14 protein-coding genes are annotated in these 19,081 nt (G+C 51.5%); 4 read left to right on the top strand and 10 right to left on the bottom strand.

All coding sequences use genetic code 11. The annotated features are described in order from the left end of the window. Positions 1-305 precede the first annotated feature (305 nt). Entirely contained in the window at positions 306-2,168 is a 1,863-nt protein-coding gene (locus tag B9G79_RS09910; RefSeq protein ID WP_232468541.1) for a PAS domain-containing hybrid sensor histidine kinase/response regulator, read from the top strand. 10 nt (positions 2,169-2,178) lie between these two features. On the opposite strand, the gene B9G79_RS09905 is transcribed toward B9G79_RS09910, so the two are convergent. From B9G79_RS09905 to B9G79_RS18490, 6 genes are all read right to left on the bottom strand, one after another. Then, on the bottom strand, positions 2,179-2,589 hold the full coding sequence (locus tag B9G79_RS09905; protein ID WP_088565370.1) for a hypothetical protein: 411 nt from the start codon (positions 2,587-2,589) through the stop codon (positions 2,179-2,181). Next, positions 2,577-3,662: a hypothetical protein gene (locus B9G79_RS09900; protein WP_232468539.1), complete on the bottom strand. Its 1,086-nt coding sequence runs from the start codon at positions 3,660-3,662 to the stop codon at positions 2,577-2,579. The genes B9G79_RS09905 and B9G79_RS09900 overlap by 13 nt, the downstream gene beginning before the upstream one ends. A gap of 169 nt (positions 3,663-3,831) precedes the next feature. After that, complete coding sequence (hflX, locus tag B9G79_RS09895) at positions 3,832-5,097, bottom strand: GTPase HflX (protein ID WP_011164291.1); 1,266 nt, start codon at positions 5,095-5,097, stop codon at positions 3,832-3,834. Positions 5,098-5,158: 61 nt separating this feature from the next. Continuing rightward, positions 5,159-5,632: a chromate transporter gene (locus B9G79_RS18365; RefSeq protein ID WP_232468537.1), complete on the bottom strand. Its 474-nt coding sequence runs from the start codon at positions 5,630-5,632 to the stop codon at positions 5,159-5,161. Then, positions 5,577-6,290, bottom strand: coding sequence for a chromate transporter (locus B9G79_RS18360; RefSeq protein ID WP_232468535.1), 714 nt, complete (start codon positions 6,288-6,290; stop codon positions 5,577-5,579). The genes B9G79_RS18365 and B9G79_RS18360 overlap by 56 nt, the downstream gene beginning before the upstream one ends. Further along, positions 6,277-8,607, bottom strand: a complete 2,331-nt coding sequence (locus tag B9G79_RS18490) for an NADP-dependent malic enzyme (RefSeq protein ID WP_088565369.1) — start codon at positions 8,605-8,607, stop codon at positions 6,277-6,279. Before B9G79_RS18490 ends, B9G79_RS18360 begins: the two co-directional genes overlap by 14 nt. A gap of 376 nt (positions 8,608-8,983) precedes the next feature. On the opposite strand from B9G79_RS18490, the gene B9G79_RS09880 reads away from it, so the two are divergent. Continuing rightward, positions 8,984-10,327, top strand: coding sequence for a thiolase family protein (locus tag B9G79_RS09880; RefSeq protein WP_088565368.1), 1,344 nt, complete (start codon positions 8,984-8,986; stop codon positions 10,325-10,327). A 239-nt stretch (positions 10,328-10,566) separates the two neighbouring features. Beyond that, positions 10,567-12,720 carry a 3-hydroxyacyl-CoA dehydrogenase NAD-binding domain-containing protein gene (locus B9G79_RS09875; protein WP_088565367.1) on the top strand — a complete coding sequence of 718 codons (2,154 nt, stop codon included), beginning with the start codon at positions 10,567-10,569 and terminating at the stop codon, positions 12,718-12,720. 33 nt (positions 12,721-12,753) lie between these two features. On the opposite strand, the gene B9G79_RS09870 is transcribed toward B9G79_RS09875, so the two are convergent. The 4 genes from B9G79_RS09870 to B9G79_RS09855 all read right to left on the bottom strand — a co-directional run bounded on the left by B9G79_RS09870 (position 12,754) and on the right by B9G79_RS09855 (position 16,169). Further along, a complete protein-coding gene (locus B9G79_RS09870; protein ID WP_088565366.1) occupies positions 12,754-13,938 on the bottom strand; it encodes an NAD(P)/FAD-dependent oxidoreductase in 1,185 nt (394 codons plus the stop codon). An 8-nt stretch (positions 13,939-13,946) separates the two neighbouring features. Continuing rightward, a complete protein-coding gene (locus tag B9G79_RS09865; protein ID WP_088565365.1) occupies positions 13,947-14,498 on the bottom strand; it encodes a GNAT family N-acetyltransferase in 552 nt (183 codons plus the stop codon). A gap of 36 nt (positions 14,499-14,534) precedes the next feature. Next, positions 14,535-14,738, bottom strand: a complete 204-nt coding sequence (locus tag B9G79_RS09860; RefSeq protein WP_088565364.1) for a CPXCG motif-containing cysteine-rich protein — start codon at positions 14,736-14,738, stop codon at positions 14,535-14,537. A gap of 72 nt (positions 14,739-14,810) precedes the next feature. Then, on the bottom strand, positions 14,811-16,169 hold the full coding sequence (locus B9G79_RS09855) for a peptide MFS transporter (protein WP_088565363.1): 1,359 nt from the start codon (positions 16,167-16,169) through the stop codon (positions 14,811-14,813). A gap of 120 nt (positions 16,170-16,289) precedes the next feature. Between B9G79_RS09855 and B9G79_RS09850 the strand changes: the two genes are divergently transcribed. After that, on the top strand, positions 16,290-18,980 hold the full coding sequence (locus B9G79_RS09850; RefSeq protein ID WP_088565362.1) for a zinc-dependent metalloprotease: 2,691 nt from the start codon (positions 16,290-16,292) through the stop codon (positions 18,978-18,980). Positions 18,981-19,081: the final 101 nt, after the last annotated feature.

Below are 19,081 nucleotides of genomic sequence, written 5' to 3'. Positions count from 1 at the left end.
AACATCCTTATGTGCATCGTCATGAACGCGAGGATGTCTATCTAAAAAAGTCTATGAAATAGACAGGCCCTGGGGTAGAAAATACTGTGGGGTCAGAATATCCGGTTAATCCATTTGGCGAATACGCAAACACCAGTCTCATGGTTCGGGCCACGTTGGCTTTTGACTGGTCCCGGACAGAGCTTGGTCCCATCGAAAAGTGGGATTCCGGTCTTATCAATTCTCTGCGCATTGTATTTAGTTGCCCGGTCGGGATGTACTGCACTTGGGGCCCTGAACGACGGGTCTTTTATAATGACGCCTATATGCCAATTTTAAAACATCGACATCCACAGGCTTTGGGTTCGCCTTTGCGTGAAGTGTGGCCTGAAGTTTGGGATCAGGTGGATGCCATTGCAAGCACCGTTGAATCCGGTGGTGTGGTGCTGGCGTCTGACGTGCAATTTGACATCGTGGTCGATGGCAAGCCTCAGGGGAACTATTATACCTACGGCAATTCCCCGTTATTTAATTCCGAGGGAAAAATTTCGGGGATGCTGTGTACGATTCTGGATACGACAGTTTCCGTTAAAAGGAATCAAGCGGCCGAGGAAAGTTTGGCCCGATCCAATCAGGAAGTGCGGGCCGAGCGCAGAAAATTACGCTCTATTCTCGAAAAAGCCCCGATTGCCATGGCGGTGCTGGATGGCCCCGAACACCGGTTTGCGATGACGAATGACTCTTACCGGGATTTGTTTCTTGGGGATTGTGATGTCACCGGGCAAAGGATAAAAGATGTTTTCCCTAAAACGGAAGAAATCGGACTGATTGCACAGTTGGATGAGATTTATCGTACGGGAAAAGTTTTCGAAGCTAAAAATTTTGAGGTTCGTGACCGCCGTGCCGATGGGGTTGAGTTTTCAGTCTTTGTCGACGTGGTTTATCAGCCCATCTTTGACTTTAACGATGAAATCGAAGGGCTTGTTCTTGCTGCGAATAATGTGACCGAACAAGTGCTGGCAGAGCGCGCGTTGCAGGCGGCAAAAGATGCTGCGGAAAATGCCAATCAGGCCAAGTCGGCGTTTTTGGCAAACATGTCCCACGAAATCCGCACTCCTTTGGGGGCGATTCTGGGGTTTGCAGAAATCATCGGCACGCAGGATCTTGATGAGGCCGACAGACGAAAGTACTTCGAGATCATTCATCGCAATGGTATGTCGCTGACCCGGATCATTGATGACATTCTGGATCTGTCCAAAATCGAAGCGGGTAAATTTGAAATCGACAAGTCGCCGGTAAGACTGAAAAAACTGCTGCAGGAAGTTCTGACCATGTTCTTTGATCAGGCTTCACGCAAGAACATCTACCTGAATTATGACTTGGCCGAAATCGGCAATCTGGTTGTCCTGTCAGACGTCGTCCGTATCCGTCAGGTTCTGGTGAATCTTATTGGCAACGCCATCAAGTTCACCTTGAAGGGTTCGGTGAAGGTTTCCTGCCGGGCCGAGCGGGTGGATGGGACGCGCCGAAAAATCACCTTCATTATCGAAGACACTGGCATTGGGATGACGAAAGAGCAGGCGGATCGTCTTTTCCAGCCCTTCACGCAAGCGGATGCCACTTCAACCCGTCGCTTTGGTGGAACGGGGTTGGGGCTGGCTCTTTCCAGGAATCTGGCAAGAGCTCTGGGGGGTGATGTGTACATTGCCCGCTGCGAACCTCATCAGGGCAGCACCTTTGAGTTTTCATTCGAGGCCGAAGATGCCATGCCAGGGGCGGCAGTCACCGCGGAGGGGGCGGACGGGCAGGTGCAAAATCCTTTGGTCGGTGTCCGGGTGCTTGCGGTCGACGATTCGGCGGACAACCGCGAACTTATAACGAAAATTCTGAGTGGTGCGGGCCTTGATGTCACCGAAGCTGAAAGTGGCGAAGAGGCTTTGAATCAGGCCTTTAAACAACAATATGATCTGGTGTTGATGGACATTCAGATGCCGGGTCTGGATGGCTTTGGCACTTTATCCGGACTGCGCAAGCAGGGGTTCCAGGGGCCTATCATCGCATTGACCGCGCACGCCATGAAGGAAGACCGCGACCGCGCTTTTGCCGCCGGCTTTGCTGACCATCTGACCAAGCCCATCAACTCGAAGCTTTTGCTTCAATCCATCCAGTCTCACTTGAGGCTGACTTAAATCAGCCTTTTTATTTGCAAAGAAGTTCGATCCAGCGAAGGGCTTCCTTCGCATTTGGGCTGGTCGGCGCGTCGTCGGGCTGGTTGTCGCCAGTCAGGACATCCTGCTTTTTTCGGGCGCAGTCTTTTTTGGTTTTTTCTTTCAGTTTGGCCAGCTCAAATGCCGGCTCCAGGGTGTAGAACAGGCGGGCCACGTCCTGCTCCTTGTCGTCACCTTCTGTGGGATTGGTTTTTTCGTACTGATTCAAAGTCGCTTCAAATGATTTTTCCAGAGCCTTTAAAACAGTGCTTTTTTTCTCAAAGGTTGTTTCCTTTGAGGCCTTTTCAAAAGCGGCTTGCGACTCTTTAAGAAAGTCGTCGGTGTTTTTTAGAGGTGTGGCCTGGGCGGTCAGCACTGTCAGGGCTAATGCTATTTTAAACATGTATCGCCCTTTTTGTCGGCCGGGGTGTGAGGCACTCCGGGTTTATACTGATCCAGCAGTTCGTTCATTTTCACTTCGGTCTGACGAACATAGGAATTGTTTTTGATGATCTTGGAAACGGCGTCGCCCGGAGGAGTGGTGTTGGAAAGGCGCAGTTTTCGAATCAATGATTTGGCTTCGGCAGGTCCTTGCGGCCCATAAGCCACCAAGGTCAGATAGTTCAGTACATCCTGATTCGCGGCAAGTCTTCCCGCACGCGCGGCCAGGGCCGGTTTCACAATGCTGTCGCGCACATGCACGTAATAGCCCAGGGAATAGATCAGATTTCTTGCCACCCCTTTGCCGGGACTGACCCAGGTGCAGTAGTTTTTCGGACTGCCGGGGCGAGGCGGGGGATTGACCAGGTCATCCTTCATGATATCGCGGAATGGTTTGCAGGCCGGGTTCTGGCTCTTCATCAAAGTTTCCAGAATGTTGCGACCATTGCCTTCAATGAATTCTCCGTCCTCTTTCCAGCCGGCCAGTTCTTTCACCGGATTGGAGGTCAGTTGTCCCATGCCCACGCCGCCGTTATAGGCGATGTAGAAATTAAACGCGGTTTCATTGTTGATTTTTTTAAGAATGAAACGCGGATCAATCGGCGTGCGGTCTGAAGACATGCAGTTCAGTGCCTGATTCAAGGAATACTCGATAAAGTCCACCGTGGAGGAATTCAGGCAAGGCGCTGATTTGCCGGCATTTTCAAATTTTTTCGGAGTGTCTTTCAGGCAGCTATAACCCTGATTTCCGACTTCACGCTGCAGGGACGCTTCGATGCACTCGCGGCGGATGGCTTTGACATTGTTTTGGGCTTTGGTGACCTTCGCAATGTCCTTCGTGGTTTTCTTTAAAGACTTAAAGCGATCTTCCAGTTCGCAGGCCACGACGTAACCCGCTTTTTGCGACGCTTCGAAATTGGTGTAAGCAAAGGCCTGGGTCAGGGGATCTGTGGCCTGGATCAGGGATTGATTGATCTCCTGATTAGAGACGCCTTTGGTGCCAGCTTTGTCGTTCACGCATTGAGGCGCCGCCATGGCTTCAAAAGCCACAGAGTAAAAAAAGGCCGCTATAAGAAAAGGAACTTTAAGCTGTCTCACTTCAGGCTTATCGGCGGGATTGTGGAAGGGATGAGCTTAAAAAAGAAAACCCCAGGACATAGGTCCCGGGGTTTTTGTGAGTTATCTCAAATATGTGTTCCGGCGCTTACTTTACCAGATAATCCTTCCATCTATTAATCAGGGTCGGGGTCAATTGGGTGTAGCAGACCGTGCCTTCGGTGGCGGTCTCTTTGCGCAGGATCTGGGCTTCACGGCCCAAATCAAAGATTTTGTATTCTTCAGCGCGTGGGAAGTAAAGCTGCACGTCCTGCTGCATTTCGCTCACGGTCTGGGCCATGAGTTTTTTCAACTGCTCCATACCCTGACCGGTCAGGGCGCTGACGAACACGCGAGGATAAGCCTTTACTCGGAATTGTCGCTCCAAAGGTGCGACATCACATTTATTAAAGACGTGGATGATCTTTTTATCCTGCCAGTTGAATTCTTTAATCAAAGCTTCAACCACTTCGATTTGTCGTTCCATGTTTGGCGAAGACAGATCCACCACGTGCAAAAGCACGTCGGCTTCCGAGGACTCTTCAAGTGTTGCTTTAAAGGCCTCGATCAGTTGTGTCGGCAATTTACGGATGAATCCCACGGTGTCGGTCACGACAGCAGGGGGCGCATCGGGCAGGAAGATCTTGCGGGTTGTAGGGTCCAACGTCGCAAAGACCTGGTTTTTCGTCATCACCTGAGCGCCGGTCAGGCGGTTCAGGATCGAGCTTTTTCCAGAGTTGGTGTAACCCACCAGCGCGAAGGACGGGATTTCGTGACGACGACGGGATTGCCTGTGTTGTGCGCGGTTTTGGCGCACACTTTCAAGTTTTTTCTTAATAAGCGCCACGCGCTCACGGATGCGACGACGGTCGTTTTCCAGAGCGGTTTCACCCGGGCCTCGGGTGCCGATACCACCACCTTGACGGGACAGGGAATCAAGCCAAGCACCGACGTTGCGGGGCATTTGATCCAAAAGCTGTGCAAGTTCCACTTGAAGTTTTCCTTCAAAGGTCTGTGCACGCTGGGCGAAGATATCCAGAATCAACTGATTGCGGTCAATCACGCGGGCTTTCACAATTTGCTGCAAGTTTCGTTGCTGCACACCCGAAAGCTGGTGGTCCATCACCACAATCGTCGCTCCGCTGTCGCGAACCATTTCAGCCACTTCCTCAACTTTTCCGGTGCCAATCAGGGTCGCCGGGTTCCATTGCGGAAGAACCTGAATAATTGAGCCCACGACTTCGCCGCCAGCGGCAGAAACCAGCTCTTCAAGTTCCAGCAGATTTTCTTTGATTTCAGTAAGGGGCTCGGTCTTGAGGCCGACACCAATGACGATCGCTCTATCCTGGTCTTTGACTTGGGCTTGATTATTCAATCAGGAAAACCCTCCCTTAGTCTTAATTTTAGCACGGTCAGAGGTGGGCACAAAGTTAAATTTACAGAAGTAAAGTCAGGATTCCGCCAGCAAGAATCAAAGCTGCACTGGGAATGCGTCGACGCAGTAAAACCAGACTAACCAAAAAGATTCCCCACGACAGGGGGGTGGTGAGCGAGTCCCGCCCCAATTGCACCAAAGTGGAAAACAACAATCCCACCGAAACCGCCACAACCCCTTGCAGGAACTGCTTCAGGGCTTCGGAGTTTTTCATCCACCGATAGGCCGGAATGCTCAGGGCAACAAAGACGAACGCCGGCAGGAAAATCCCCACTGTGGCAATGACGGCCCCGGTGGGGCCTTGCAGCAGATAGCCTATAAAACTGGCGGTGGTGAACACCGGACCGGGGGTGAACTGCCCCACGGCGATGGCATCCATCAACTGGGTTTCCGTCAGCCAACTGCGTTTTTCAATCAGTTCAGTTTTCAAAAAACTGAGCAGGACGTAACCGCTGCCAAACAGAACCGAGCCCACTTTGAAAAACACCTTTGAAAAACACCCAGAAAAGCCCGCCGGCGTCCCAAAGACGGCCGTTGGTTTTTAAAAGCGGCAAAGCCAGAATTCCTCCGGCCACCAATAATGGAATTTCCGCCATACCTGCGGAATGTAAAAAAGCCGAAATCACCACCAGCAAAAGCGTGAACAGGGACGAGCGGGATCTTAAAGTGTGAAGACTTTCCCGACAGAAGGACTCTATTTTGAAAAGACTGAGCAAAAATCTGGAGGCGGCCTGAAGAATCACGGCCAGCACCACGGCTTTGACTCCGGTCAGGAAGCTTTCCATTTGCGGAAGTTTTGCATAGTGCACGTAAAAGGCGGCGATCAATGTGACAATGAAAAAAGCGGGCAGAATAAAGCAGATCCCTGCGATCCCCAGGCCTTTCCAGCCGCCGCGGCGATAGCCCATGTGAATGGCAAGTTCAGTTGAATTGGGACCGGGAATCAGATTGGACAGCGCCAGAAGCTCCAGAAAATCGGGGCGGGACACCCATTGACGGCGATGGACGAATTCTTCTTCCATCATGGAAATGTGCGCAGCGGGGCCACCAAAAGAGGTGGCTCCCAGCTTAAGAAAAATCCAGGCAAGCTCCCAAAGAGACTCTTGAGAGTGTTCCGGACTACTTTTTGCCACGGGCTTTCAGGGCGTCTTTGATGAACTGTGCCTCCAATGCCGTGAAGACCACGGAATTCACGATGCCATCCACGGTTGTGGTTCTTTGCAGAACGTTGGCAGAACGGCGAACACCTGTCAGGAATGGACCGATCACTTCCGCTTTGCCGATTTGCTGAATCAGCTTGTAGGCAATGTTCGAGGATTCCAGATTCGGGAAGACCAGAACGTTCGCGCCACCTTTAAGTCCGGAGAACGGGAACAGACGTTCCATGATCTCTGGATTCACCGCTGTGTCTGCCTGCATGTCACCTTCGATCATCAGATCCGGGCGCAGCGTGCGGGCGATTTCCGCCGCTTTTTTCATTTTGCGAGGAGTGCCTTCTGCGCCGCTGAAGTTGGAATAGCTCAGCATCGCCACGCGAGGCTCGATGCCGAAGTACTCAACAATCTTGGCTGCCTGCAATGCGATTTGCGCACACTGTTCTGCACTTGGATTGAAGTTCACGGTGGTGTCAGCCAGAACCAGGAACTTGTCTTCAAGCAAGACAAAGTTCAGACCCGCCGGGATGCCTTCTTTGTAAGTGCCGATAGTTTGCAAAATCGGACGAACCGCATCGGCATAGTTGATGGAAGATCCGCTGACCATACCGTCAGCTTCGCCCATGTTAACCATCATCGCCGCGAAGTAATTCGGGTCTGCCATCAGACGTTCGGCTTCACCCAGGTTGATGCCTTTGCGCTGGCGCAAAGAATACAGCTTTTCAACGAAGCTGAAATACTTCGGATGAGAAGACGGGTGAACAATCTGAACATCATTCAAAAGAGGAATGTCCAAAGCCTTGATTTTTTCTTTCACGCGCTCTGGGTAACCCAGCAAAATCGGCTGGCAGATTCTTTCTTCAACCAAAGTCGCCAAAGCCTTCAAAACCTTGGTGCTGGTGCCTTCCGGGAAGACAATGCGAGGCAATTCGCCACCGTTGGCTTCAGAATTCTGGTGCACGCGGTTGATCGCTGAGCGGATGAAGACCTTGGAAGGGCCCTGTTGCGCCTCCAAAGACTCACGGTATTGATCCCAGTCTTCGATGGCACGAGTTGCCACTCCGGACTTCATTGCCGCTTTCGCCACTTCCGGTGCCACCCACAACAAAACACGGGTGTCGAATGGCTTGGGGATCAGGTAGTCACGACCGAATTTAAAGCTTTTCCCGCCGTAAGTGGCAGAAACTTTATCCGGAACATCCATGCGCGCCAGTTTCGCCAAAGCATGAACGGCGGCCAGTTTCATTTCTTCGTTGATCTGAGTGGAACGAGTGTCCAAAGCGCCGCGGAAGATGGACGGGAAGCCCAGAACGTTGTTCACCTGGTTCGGATAATCAGAGCGACCGGTGGCGATAATGGCGTCCGGACGTGCCGCGCGAGCCTTGTCTGGAGTGATTTCCGGCTCCGGATTTGCCATGGCAAAGATGATAGGGTCTTTGGCCATATCCTTTAGCATTTCCGGCGTCAAAGCGCCGGCCACAGAAAGGCCGACAAAGACATCCGCCCCACGCAAAGCTTCAGTCAGCGTGCGGGCTTCTGTTTCAGAAGCGAAGTATTCTTTGTACTTGTTCATGCCGGCCGTGCGGCCTTTGTAGATAACACCTTGAGAGTCGCACATGATGATGTTTTCACGGCGAGCACCCAATGCGATAAAGATCTTCGCGCAGGAGTTCGCAGAAGCCCCGGCACCGTTTACAACGATGCGCATGTCTTCCATTTTGCGGTTGGTGATAGAACACGCATTCAAAAGTGCGGCACCGGACACAATCGCGGTTCCGTGCTGGTCATCGTGGAAAACCGGGATGTTCATTTCTTTTTTCAAACGCTCTTCGATTTCAAAGCACTCAGGCGCTTTGATGTCTTCAAGGTTGATACCACCGAAGGTCGGTTCCAGAACGCGAACAGCATTGCAGAAAGTGTCGACATCAGTGGCCGCAACCTCAATGTCAAAGACGTCAATACCGGCAAATTGTTTGAACAAGATGCCTTTACCTTCCATCACGGGCTTGCCGGCCGCCGGACCGATGTTACCCAAGCCCAGAACCGCAGTTCCATTGGAGATAACAGCAACCAGATTGCCTTTGGCCGTGTAGTCATAAACCTTTGCCGGATCCTTGGCGATGGCCTTACATGGCGCTGCCACACCCGGAGAGTAGGCCAAAGAAAGGTCTTTTTCCGTTGCGCAGGGTTTGGAAGAGATGACTTCGATTTTTCCCGGTTTGCCTTGCTGGTGGTACAGCAGGGCTTCTTGGTCGAAGTTCGTGGTGCCGGTTTTGGTTTCAGTTTTAGTTTCCAAGGATGCTCCTTTGGTGTTGCAGTTTTTGGGCTCCCGAAGCCAGGGATTTTACGACCCATTTCAATGGGTTAGCGGGAGTCCAGTTACAAGTGCCATTACTCTACCGAGGGGGGTGAGGTGGGTCAATGAATGGGGAACTTGGCGCGCTGAGCCTTGGGGCTAAAAAATATTTCTCCGAGCGAAAACTGCTCACTTTTAGAGCATTATTTCTAGTAATTCCGGAAAAGCCGCGATGCGCGGGCCTTTGCTGTTCCTAGACCAAAAGCCTCTGACGGGATTGCTTCGGGGGGAGATCCAGAACGGCCCTTTTACTATTTGGTGGAACTGCCGAAAAGACATATCATTTTAATGGTTTATACAACTAAGGAGACTGTTCATGAAATCACCACGTGATGTTGTTCTTGTAGAAGGTGTTCGCACTCCCTTCGCGAAAGCAGGAACAAAACTTAAAAAAGTACACCCGGCAGAATTGGGTAAAGTCGCTTTGAAACAAGTTATCGCCCAGACAAATCTGGATGTGAACCTTGTGGATGAAGTGATCATCGGGAACACCGGCAATCCGGCAGATGCGGTGAACATCTCTCGCGTGGTGGCATTGAACGCGGGTATTCCTTTGAAAACCTCTGCATACACAGTTCACAGAAACTGTGCTTCTGCACTGGAATCCATCTCCAACGGCTATGAGAAAATTAAATCCGGAACAATGGATGTGATCCTGGCGGGCGGGACTGAAAACATGTCCCAGATGCCGACGCTGCCTCCGAAAAAGTTCCAGGAAATCTACGAAAAACTTTTTGCTGCCAAAGGCCCGAAGCAAGCGTTGCCATTGTTGTGGTCCCTGTTCAAAGCGGACGTAAAGCAGATCAAAGCTTTGTTGTCCGGTAACATGCGTGATGAATACTTCCCGGTGATTTCCGTGATGATGGGTCTGACGGATCCTTTTGTCGGCATCAACATGGGGCAGACCGCCGAGATTCTGGCAAAAGAGTGGGGCCTGTCCCGCGAAACTCAAGACAAGTTTGCTCTGCGCTCTCACCAACTGGCGTCCAAAGCCATGAAAGAGGGCCGTATGCGTGAAGAGATCGCGCCGGTGTATCTGGCTCCTGAATACAAAGAAGTGATCAGCGAAGATATCGGTCCTCGTGATAATCAAACTATGGAAGCACTGGCGAAACTGAAGCCGTTCTTTGATAAAGCCACGGGCTCTATCACGGCGGGGAATTCTTGCCCGATCACGGATGGGGCCGCAATGGTGTTGATGATGTCCCGTGAAAAAGCCGAATCGCTGGGTTACAAGCCCCTGGCGACAATCCGTTCTTACGGGTTTGCAGGGCTGGAGCCAGAACGCATGGGCCTGGGCCCGGTTTACTCCACTCCGGTGGCGTTGAAGCGTGCGGGGCTTTCCATGAAAGACATCGGCCTAGTGGAATTGAACGAAGCTTTCGCGGCTCAGGTTCTTTCCTGCCAAAAGGCATTTGATTCTGACAAATTCGGACAGGAAAAATTGGGATTGTCTTCCAAGATTGGTGAAATCCGTGATGATATTCTGAATGTCAACGGTGGAGCGATTGCCCTGGGTCACCCGGTGGGCGCAACAGGCACCCGTATCGTTCTGACTTTGGCCAAAGAAATGAAACGCAGAAACACCCAGTTTGGTCTGGCGACTTTGTGTATCGGTGGCGGTCAAGGCGGATCCATGATCCTTGAGAACGAGGGCTAAAAGAAGCTCTCGGTCCCGCGACCTCTGGGGCTGGAGCCCGGCTCCGAACTCAGCGGCTGCGAACAGTCCTCGCGGACGCCATCCCGTTGGGATGTGCTGCTGCGGAACTTGCCTCTGAGCTCGGACCCAAGCTCCAGCCCCAGAGGCCGCGGAAGAGATTTCTTCTCTGTTCGCAAGGACTGATGGTTGGTGTTTTAGATTTAGAATGTTTTTAGATTTGCAACTTAGGAGTTTTCAGAATGTCTATTCAGGAAAGTATTAAAATTGTTCCTCAGGGTGAGGTTGCTGTTGTTGAGTTTGATCTGGTTGGGGAGAAGGTTAATAAGTTCTCTACGCCGGTGATGATGCGCCTTAAGGAAGTTGTTGAGGAGTTGAAGAAGTCCTCGTACAAGGCTGTTATTTTTAAATCCAACAAGCCCAAGATCTTTATTGCTGGTGCGGATATTGAAGAAATCAAGAGCATGACCAAGGCGGAGGAATTTGAAGCGGCCGTGAAGGGTGGTCAGGAAGTTATCAGTATGGTTGAAGACCTGCCGATGCCGACGATCGCGGCTGTGAACGGGGCTTGTATGGGTGGGGGTTGTGAATTCATCCTTGCTTGTGACTACCGTATTGCTTCTGAGGATTCTTCCACGAAAATCGGTCTGCCAGAGATTCAATTGGGGATCTTGCCTGGGTTTGGTGGTTGTATCCGTATGCCTCGCGTGATTGGTTTGCAGGCGGCTTTGGATATCATTCTGGCCGGTAAGTCTGTGAACTCTAAAAAGGCTCTTAAAATCGGTCTTGTGGACAAAGTCGTTCACCCGAACCTGCTGGAGTCCTTCTCTTTGAAATGGGCGAAAGAAATCATCGCGGATGGCGCTAAAAAACGCCGTAAAACATTCAAGCCACAAGGCGCTGTGAATGTGATTTTGGAAAGTGCTTTGGGTCGCGGCATTGTGTTTAAGAAAGCCCGTGAGGGTGTGCTTAAGGCGACGAAAGGTCACTATCCAGCGCCTTTGCAGGCTTTGGAAGTGATTCAGAAAACTTATGGTATGTCTGATCGTGAAGCGGCTTTGCGTGTAGAGCGTGAAGGTTTCTGTAAATTGGGTGTGACGGATATTTCCAAAAACCTGATCCATGTGTTTTATCTGACCGAGATGGTGAAGAAACAAAACGGCGTTCCGGGTGTGGATGTGAAACCACGCGATGTGAAAGGTCTGGGTGTTTTGGGTGCTGGTACCATGGGTGGCGGTATCGCCTACGTGGCGGCAGACAAGGGCATTCAGGTTCGCATGAAGGACTTGAATACCGATGCGCTGGGTAAGGGTTTGAAACACGCCAGCGATCTTTGGATGAAACTGGTGAAAAGAAAATCCATCGACAAGTATCAGTTCCAGCAAAAAATGGATCTGGTGTCTGTTTCCACGGATTATGCAGGTTTCAAAAATCTGGATGTTGTTGTTGAAGCCATCGTTGAAGATATGGGCATTAAACAAAAAGTGATCGGCGAATGCGCGGGTCAAATGCGTCCTGATGCCATTATCGCGACCAATACAAGCTCGCTGTCAGTGACTGAAATGGCCAAAGGTCATCCGCGTCCAGAATACTTCGCGGGTATGCACTTCTTCAATCCGGTGAATAAAATGCCTTTGATCGAGGTCATCCGTGGTGAAAAGACTTCCGATGAAACCATTGCCACTATCTATGAGCTGTCCAAGAAAATGGGCAAAATGCCGGTGGTGGTGAAAGACGGTCCGGGCTTCCTGGTGAACCGTTTGCTTCTTCCTTACATGGGTGAAGCGGCGTTCTTGCTTCAGGAAGGCATGAGCATCGAATTCGTCGACAAAGTTTACGTAAAAGAATTCGGTATGCCGATGGGTCCATTTGAGTTGATGGATGAAGTTGGTTTGGATGTTTGTTTGAAGGTTCTTAAAATCTTCAAAAAAGCTTTCGGCGAACGCATTGAGCTTGCTCCTTGTATGGAGGCTTTGGGTAATTCCGGTCGCCTGGGTCGTAAGAACGGCAAAGGTTTCTACACTTACAGCGAAGATGGCAAACGTGGTGCCGTAGACCAAACAGTTTACGCGGCATTGGGTCTGGGGCAGCCTACCAATCCGTATGATTCCAAAGAATGCATCGAGCGTGGTGTCTTTGCGATGATCAACGAGTGCTCTTTGGCGCTGGTTGAAGACCGCATTGTGGAAACTCCACACGAAGTGGATCTGGCGATGATCATGGGTACAGGTTTCCCGCCGTTCCGTGGGGGTCTGATGAAGTACACTGACAGCATCGGCACTCAGTATGTGGCTGATCAACTGGCAATGTATGCTTCCAGCCGCAAGGCAGCCCGCCTGAAACCAGCGACTCCGCTGACGAACATGGCGAAGTCCAACAGCAAGTTCTACAAGTAAAAACAAAAAAGCCCTCTGAAAAGAGGGCTTTTTTTATGCCTTTAATTCGTTGGAAAATCGTGAAAGTCTTAGATGTTCCGGAATTTCTTTTCCGGAAAGACTTTCTGCCAGCACCTTGGCAGCATGGAAGCTCAGCCCCATGCCGTGTCCTGAACATCCCGCCATCACATGCAGTCCCTGACGATTTGGAACTTCGCCAATCATCATCTGGCCATCCGGGGAATACCCCATGATACCGGACCACTGATAGGCAATGCGCGCGTCTTTGCCGTGCTTGAAATGGCTGCGCACAAAATCAATCAAAGCTTGCTGAATCAATGGTGTGGTCGCATCAGTCCAGGTGTTTTCTGTTTCAACCGACAGATTTCTAAAGCCCCCAATCAACAGATGGCCGGTGGGGAGCTGGCGGAAATAACAAAGATGCTTCGTCAGATAACAAGGGCCTTTGACGAAGGCTGGCAGCGGCTCTGTGACCAGAATCTGCCCGCGGCCGGGCCGAATCAGGTTTGTAAACTCGGGCGCCACCAAAGGCAAATACGCATTCAAAGTTAAAAGCACTTTCGGTGCGCTGAACAGATCGCGATCGGTTTGCAGCACATGGCCTTGGCCTTGGTGAACCACCGAGAACACTTCCGTGCTTTCAAAGATTTCAGCCTTCAAGCGAGCACGCAGTTTTTCAAGCAGCTTTACCGGATGGACATAGCCATCCCCCGTGTACTGGATGCCGCCGTCAAAGCCCGTCACGCCATAGTCGCGCTCCATTTCCGCAGGTCCCACTTCCACAACGTCAATGCCGACCGAGCGCATGGTCCGGGCTGCCTTCTGATATTTTTCCCAATGGGCGGCGCTCGGGGCCACCGTGCAGGATCCCGTGTGGCGGAAATCGACGGCATCCAGGTCTTTGCCGATGATTTCCTCCAACAGCAGACGGCGGTTTTCTTCAGAAAACTTCCAGATCTCGGCGGCTTTTTCCAAGCCGAATTGTTCCTGCAGTTTCATGAAGTGTTCCGTCGACCCGCAGGTCACGTAACCCGCATTGCGGCCCGAGGCCCCGAAGGCCACGCGGTGTTTTTCAAGAAGGGCGATTTTTATCGAAGGATTCTCTTTTTCCAGCCAGTACGCTGTGGAAAGGCCGGCAATGCCGGCACCCACGATGACGACATCAAACTGTTTTGGTTTTTGGGAGGCGGATTGATCGAGCCACAGCGAGATACTCATAAAAGTCCTTAAAGATACTTGATCATTTCTTCGGCGGTACAACGGCAGGGTTTGCCGTCGCGGATGCAGGTGTAGTCAACATCTATCCAGTAATTCGGGTGTGTCGCCACACTGGTGAAACCATATTTCGTCAGATAACGGATCGAGGAATTGTTCGGGGATTCTTTCCACGCGTGGGTCACCACGGCCTTGGCGCCCAGCTTGCGGAAACATTCTAACGCGGCATCAGACAGCTTCGGTCCCCAGCCGCCGCCCTGGACATCCGGAGCAATGAAAAGACTTTGGAAATAAGCGGCACTTTCCAGCGGTACATTCCAAAGTTCCGGGTGCAGTTTAGAGCCTTTGCCTTTGCTCCAGGCCCCGGGAGGGTAAGCCAAACGGAAGCCCTTGATTTGATTCTGATCATCAACCAGCACAAAAGAGCACATCACACCTTTTGATTGGGATTTCTGATAACAGTCCTGCAGTTCGCTTTCGGAAAAATAACCCAGGCCGATTGTAGAATCGGTAAAAGCTTTCACCAGAGGCAGATCGGTCAGTTCCAGCGGGCGCAGTTTCATGCCCCCATAAACTCATATCCCGAAAACGGGGTCAAGTTATATGGGCATTTCGTCATAGCCTTCGCCGCGGCCGACGTTCAGGGAGAAACGACGATGCTCCGGGTCCCAGTGTGCCTGAATGGCAATAGGGTGGCAGCACACTTCGCAGTCATAGATAAATTCCTGATCGTCGCCGTCCTCATGGTAAAGGGTCATCGCAAATTTTTCCCGGCAGTGCGGGCAGATGACTTTATAGTCCATAGGGCCTTCTTTCTTCCCTCATTGTCTGAAATCTCAATGAACAAGCAAAGAAGGCCTGCTAAAAAACAGCAGCTAAATCTCTTTCCCCAGGGCTTGGGTCAGGAATTTATGACAGGCAAAGAACAAAACTCCGGGGATCAGACTTAAGACTGCAAGCAGCAGCCAGAACTGGTCTTTCCCCATGGTCTCATAGAACATCCCCACGTAACCCGCGACGTAGTTTCCAAAGAACGCCGCCAGGAACCACACCCCCATCATCATCGACACAATCTTGGCCGGAGAAACTTTCGTCACTACAGAAAGGCCAATAGGGGAAATGTAAAGTTCCGCCATCGTCAGCAGGAAGGTCGAACCCAAGAGCCACATCACCGAGCCCTGGCCGCCGCCCACGATTTTTGCCGCGAAGTACATCACCACCAAAGCCACCGCGCCCAGCACGCAACCCAAGGCCATCTTCGTGACGGTGGAAGGAGCTTTGCCGAACTTGGCCTGCCATGCCCAGAAACGGTCCAAAAGCGGCGCAAACAGCACGATCACCAGCGGATTGAAGCTTTGATACCAGGTCGAGGGGATCTCCCAACCGAAGAAGTTCCAGTCGGTCTGTTGATCCGCCCACAACTGCATGGTGTTGCCCTGTTGTTCGTAAACACCCCAGAAGAAGATCGTCACCATACACAGGAAGGTTAAAGCGATGGTGCGGGTCCATTCTTCACGGGTCATCGGCTTGTGAGCGGTGGCTTCGACTTCCTTGATGGATTTTTTGTGCTCGGTTTCCGGCAGGTGCTTTCCGCCAAAGTGGTAAATGGCCATGGACAAAAGCATGCCCACGCCTGCCGCACCAAAGCCCCAGTGCCAGCCGACTTTTTGCCCCAGAGTTCCGCAGATCAGCGGCGACAAAATCGCCCCCAGGTTGATGCCCATATAGAATATCGTGTAAGCTCCGTCGCGGCGGTTGTCGCCCTGGGCATAGAGGCCGCCCACTTGGGTGGAGATGTTGGGTTTAAAGAACCCGTTCCCGACAATCAGGAAAAGCAAAGCCGGGAAGAACAGGCTTTCCACCGCCATCAGGAAGTGGCCGATGGCCATCAAAAAGCCACCGATATACACCGAACGGCGCTGTCCGATGAAGCGATCAGCGATAATTCCGCCGAAAAAGGGTGTAAAATAAACAAGGCCCGTATACAGCCCGTAAATTTGGGACGACATCGCCTGAACGGACATCTCGCCATAGAAGTAACCCAGAACGGATTTAAGGGTCGCAAAGCCCCAAATTTCTTTGCCGTGCTGAGCTTCCAGGAACAGGTACTGAGTCATGTAAAGCACCAGAAGCACTCTCATGCCGTAATATGAGAATCTCTCCCACATCTCAGTGAAGAAGAGTGTAAAAAGTCCTCGTGGATGCCCCATGAAGGTGGTGGAATTTGCTCCCATGAAACTCCTGTCAATGTAATGAACATTGCAATTTTCTTTTTTTCAGAACTCTTTTGATCTTGGCAACTATTTGGCATAAATGCACTGAAATTAAATGCATCAGTTTTAGGGGGGCCATTCATGGCAGTTAATAAGAACATCCTGGTTGTGGGCGCATTGCTTTCTTCGACGCTTCTTTCCGCCTGCACCCAGTTCGAGGCAAAGCCTCTGGATCAAATCATCCAGGCTAAGCAGGCTCCGGCAAACTCTCTGAGCACCTTCAGTAACCCCGCTGACATCCCGGCAAATGCCGCGTGCAAACAGGCTTCCTGCGTGACCATTCAAAAAAGCTCTTTGGGTAAGATCTTCCTGCTGATGGCTTCCGGTATCACTTCCGGGATGACGCCACAGTGGTACGACTTGAAACCTTTGGTGGTGAGCTTTGAAAAGTCCGGCAACCGCCTGGCTTTGATCGGCGAAAACTACAACAGCATTTATTCTGAAATCCGCACCGTGAATCTGATTCAGAGCTTCGAAGTGATCTCGGAAGACGCAACATCCATCACGTTTGATTGGGGACAGGGCCTTAAAAGTTTTGTCCTTCAGCGTTCCTATGACGTTGATGCACCTCGTGGAAATGTGGATCTGACCGACAGCTCATTGGCGTCTTTGCCGGTGATTGACTCTTTTGTGACCGGGATCAAGTTTGATGAAAAGAACATCGAGCTGAATCAGTTGTCCAAGATCCGCAGCGACAACATCAAGGTCGGTTCTGACAAATCCCTGAATCACGAGCCGCGCGAAGAAACTCTGAATATGAACATTCAGATCCGCGCCTATGATCTTTCCAAGAACTTCAAGGCCAAAGAATACGACAGCTCACGCCGTGTGGGTTTCTTCGTTACCAAATACCGTAAGCTGGGCTACAGCAAGGAAATGACGAATCTGATCACCAAGTGGGATATTTCCCCTGAAAAGGGCCCGATCAAGGTGCGCATTTCTGAAGCGGTTCCGGAGGACTATCTGGCCGCGGTGACCGAAGGGGCGCTTTACTGGAACAAAGTCTTTGGCCGTGATGTGATTCAAGTGGTGACCGGTGTTCCTGTGGACGCCAAACCGGAAGATCGCAGCATCATCGTGCGCTGGATTCCCTGGCTTGATTCCGGAGCGGCCTATGCAATTGGTCAGTCCGATCCATTGACGGGCGAGCTTTTGCGCGCTCAGGTGTTTATGCCTTCTGTGTTCACGTCGGTGGGCTCGGCTGATCTGGTGAAACTCAATGGTGATGTGCCGGTGGTGGCAGCAGGGGCCATTGCCTGTGATCTGACGGAGTCCTTGAATGCGTTAAACAAAATCGCCCGTGAAGCGGGGGATTCTCAACGCCTCAGACTGGCTCAGGACAGCGTGCGTGCGACAGTGGCTCACGAACTGGGACATGCGCTGGGACTGCGCCATAACTTTGCGGGTTCTTCGTCTGCGAAAGTGTCCACTCAGGAAATCTATGAGTCGGCAAAAACTTACCTGCGTGATCCCAATCACCAGGGCCTGGAAACTTCCACCAGTATCATGGACTATGTCAGTGGTATCGATGACATCCTGATGTCGGGCCGTATCAAGTATGCGGCGCTTTCTTATGACAAGATGGCGATGGACTGGGCCTATTCTGATAACAACACCGCTTTGGATGAAAAAGTCAGCCTTTATTGCACGGATGACGATATCGCCGTGGCGAACTCTCAAGGTTTGCAGATTTATGGCTGTGAGCGTTTTGATGCTGGCAACAACCCATTGCTGCGCAAGTATCTGGATGCGGTGGATGAGCGTGATGATCTGGTGAAAGTTCTTTTTGCCTCTATCATCGGACGCATGTATCCGGCGGACAAGCCGAGTGTGGTTCGTGATCTGGATGCGGTTTTGGCTGATACCGTAAAATGGGGCCGTGCCAATATCGATCTGTCCTTTGTTTCTCAGGTTCTGTTTGACAGCACCAAGGCCAGCCAGCCGGCAGCCAGCTTTGCCTCTTTGGCGGCGGTGAAAACCGGCAAGATCATGTATGCGCGTCTGGGGCTGGATGAACAGTTGATGAAAGAGCGTGCGGCCTCCCTAAAAGAGGCGGGCGGTTATGCCGCTTTGTTGAACGGGTTGATGCGTGATAAAAACGGCAACATCAATATGAAGTGGCTGGATCAGCAGATTGATGAGCTGAAAGCCGCTCCTTACCTGGCTCAGGGGAAAACTCTGGGGGGGCGTGAGTATGCTCTGAGCGATGCTCAACAACGAAAGATCCTGAAGTTCATGGACAGCATTCGTCCGGTGAATGACAAGGTTCTGCTTGTGGCTGGCGCAGCGCTTTTGCCAAAAATGAACGAAGTGGTGGAAGACGCCAATGGCGCGAAATCCGTCGTGACCTCGGTGCTGGGTCAGAATCTGCTGGACGAATCTGAAGCGGAATCTCTGACGGCGCTGTATCTGGATCTGGCTCAGGCGGCGACGGGCACGATTGTTGTGAAACTGGGCCCGGGGCTTTCCAAAGAGGTGACTTTGCCGTATTCCTGGCTGAAGGCCGATGAAAAGGCTTACTTCGGCAAGCTGTTGTCTTCCCAAGGTTTGCGCTTTGATATGACTTTGCGTGTGGCGAAAGCCCGCTCTGAACAGTTGCAAAAGATCGCAGGTCTTTTGACTGAAATTGATCCGTCTTTGGATCCTGTGACCGAGGCGAATTTGAACACACTGCCACAGCGTCTGCTAACCAGCGGTCTGGTGGATGCAGCAGCCGCGGCCTGGTTGAAGGCGGAGATCGAAGTTCTAAACGTCCTTAACAAGATTCAATAGCCTCTATATATAGAGTGACTTCCCAAAAAAGGCCGGCATTGCGCCGGCCTTTTTTATTTGTCTCAAAGCGAGACGCGGTCCGGGGACTGTCGAAAGTTTTT

Origin of the sequence: Bdellovibrio bacteriovorus (assembly GCF_002208115.1) — a bacterium.
GTDB lineage: Bacteria > Bdellovibrionota > Bdellovibrionia > Bdellovibrionales > Bdellovibrionaceae > Bdellovibrio > Bdellovibrio bacteriovorus_C.
The sequence above is the reverse complement of the archived record's forward strand: the minus strand, read 5'-3'. Positions and strand labels throughout refer to the sequence as shown.

Bases quoted from the DNA above. Each gene is read 5' to 3' on its own strand.
- B9G79_RS09910 (WP_232468541.1), top strand. From the start codon at position 306: ATGCCAATTTTAAAACATCGACATCCACAGGCTTTGGGTTCGCCTTTG.
- B9G79_RS09905 (WP_088565370.1), bottom strand. From the start codon at position 2,589: ATGTTTAAAATAGCATTAGCCCTGACAGTGCTGACCGCCCAGGCCACA.
- B9G79_RS09900 (WP_232468539.1), bottom strand. From the start codon at position 3,662: ATGGCGGCGCCTCAATGCGTGAACGACAAAGCTGGCACCAAAGGCGTC.
- B9G79_RS09880 (WP_088565368.1), top strand. From the start codon at position 8,984: ATGAAATCACCACGTGATGTTGTTCTTGTAGAAGGTGTTCGCACTCCC.
- B9G79_RS09875 (WP_088565367.1), top strand. From the start codon at position 10,567: ATGTCTATTCAGGAAAGTATTAAAATTGTTCCTCAGGGTGAGGTTGCT.
- B9G79_RS09870 (WP_088565366.1), bottom strand. From the start codon at position 13,938: ATGAGTATCTCGCTGTGGCTCGATCAATCCGCCTCCCAAAAACCAAAA.
- B9G79_RS09865 (WP_088565365.1), bottom strand. From the start codon at position 14,498: ATGAAACTGCGCCCGCTGGAACTGACCGATCTGCCTCTGGTGAAAGCT.
- B9G79_RS09860 (WP_088565364.1), bottom strand. From the start codon at position 14,738: ATGGACTATAAAGTCATCTGCCCGCACTGCCGGGAAAAATTTGCGATG.
- B9G79_RS09855 (WP_088565363.1), bottom strand. From the start codon at position 16,169: ATGGGAGCAAATTCCACCACCTTCATGGGGCATCCACGAGGACTTTTT.
- B9G79_RS09850 (WP_088565362.1), top strand. From the start codon at position 16,290: ATGGCAGTTAATAAGAACATCCTGGTTGTGGGCGCATTGCTTTCTTCG.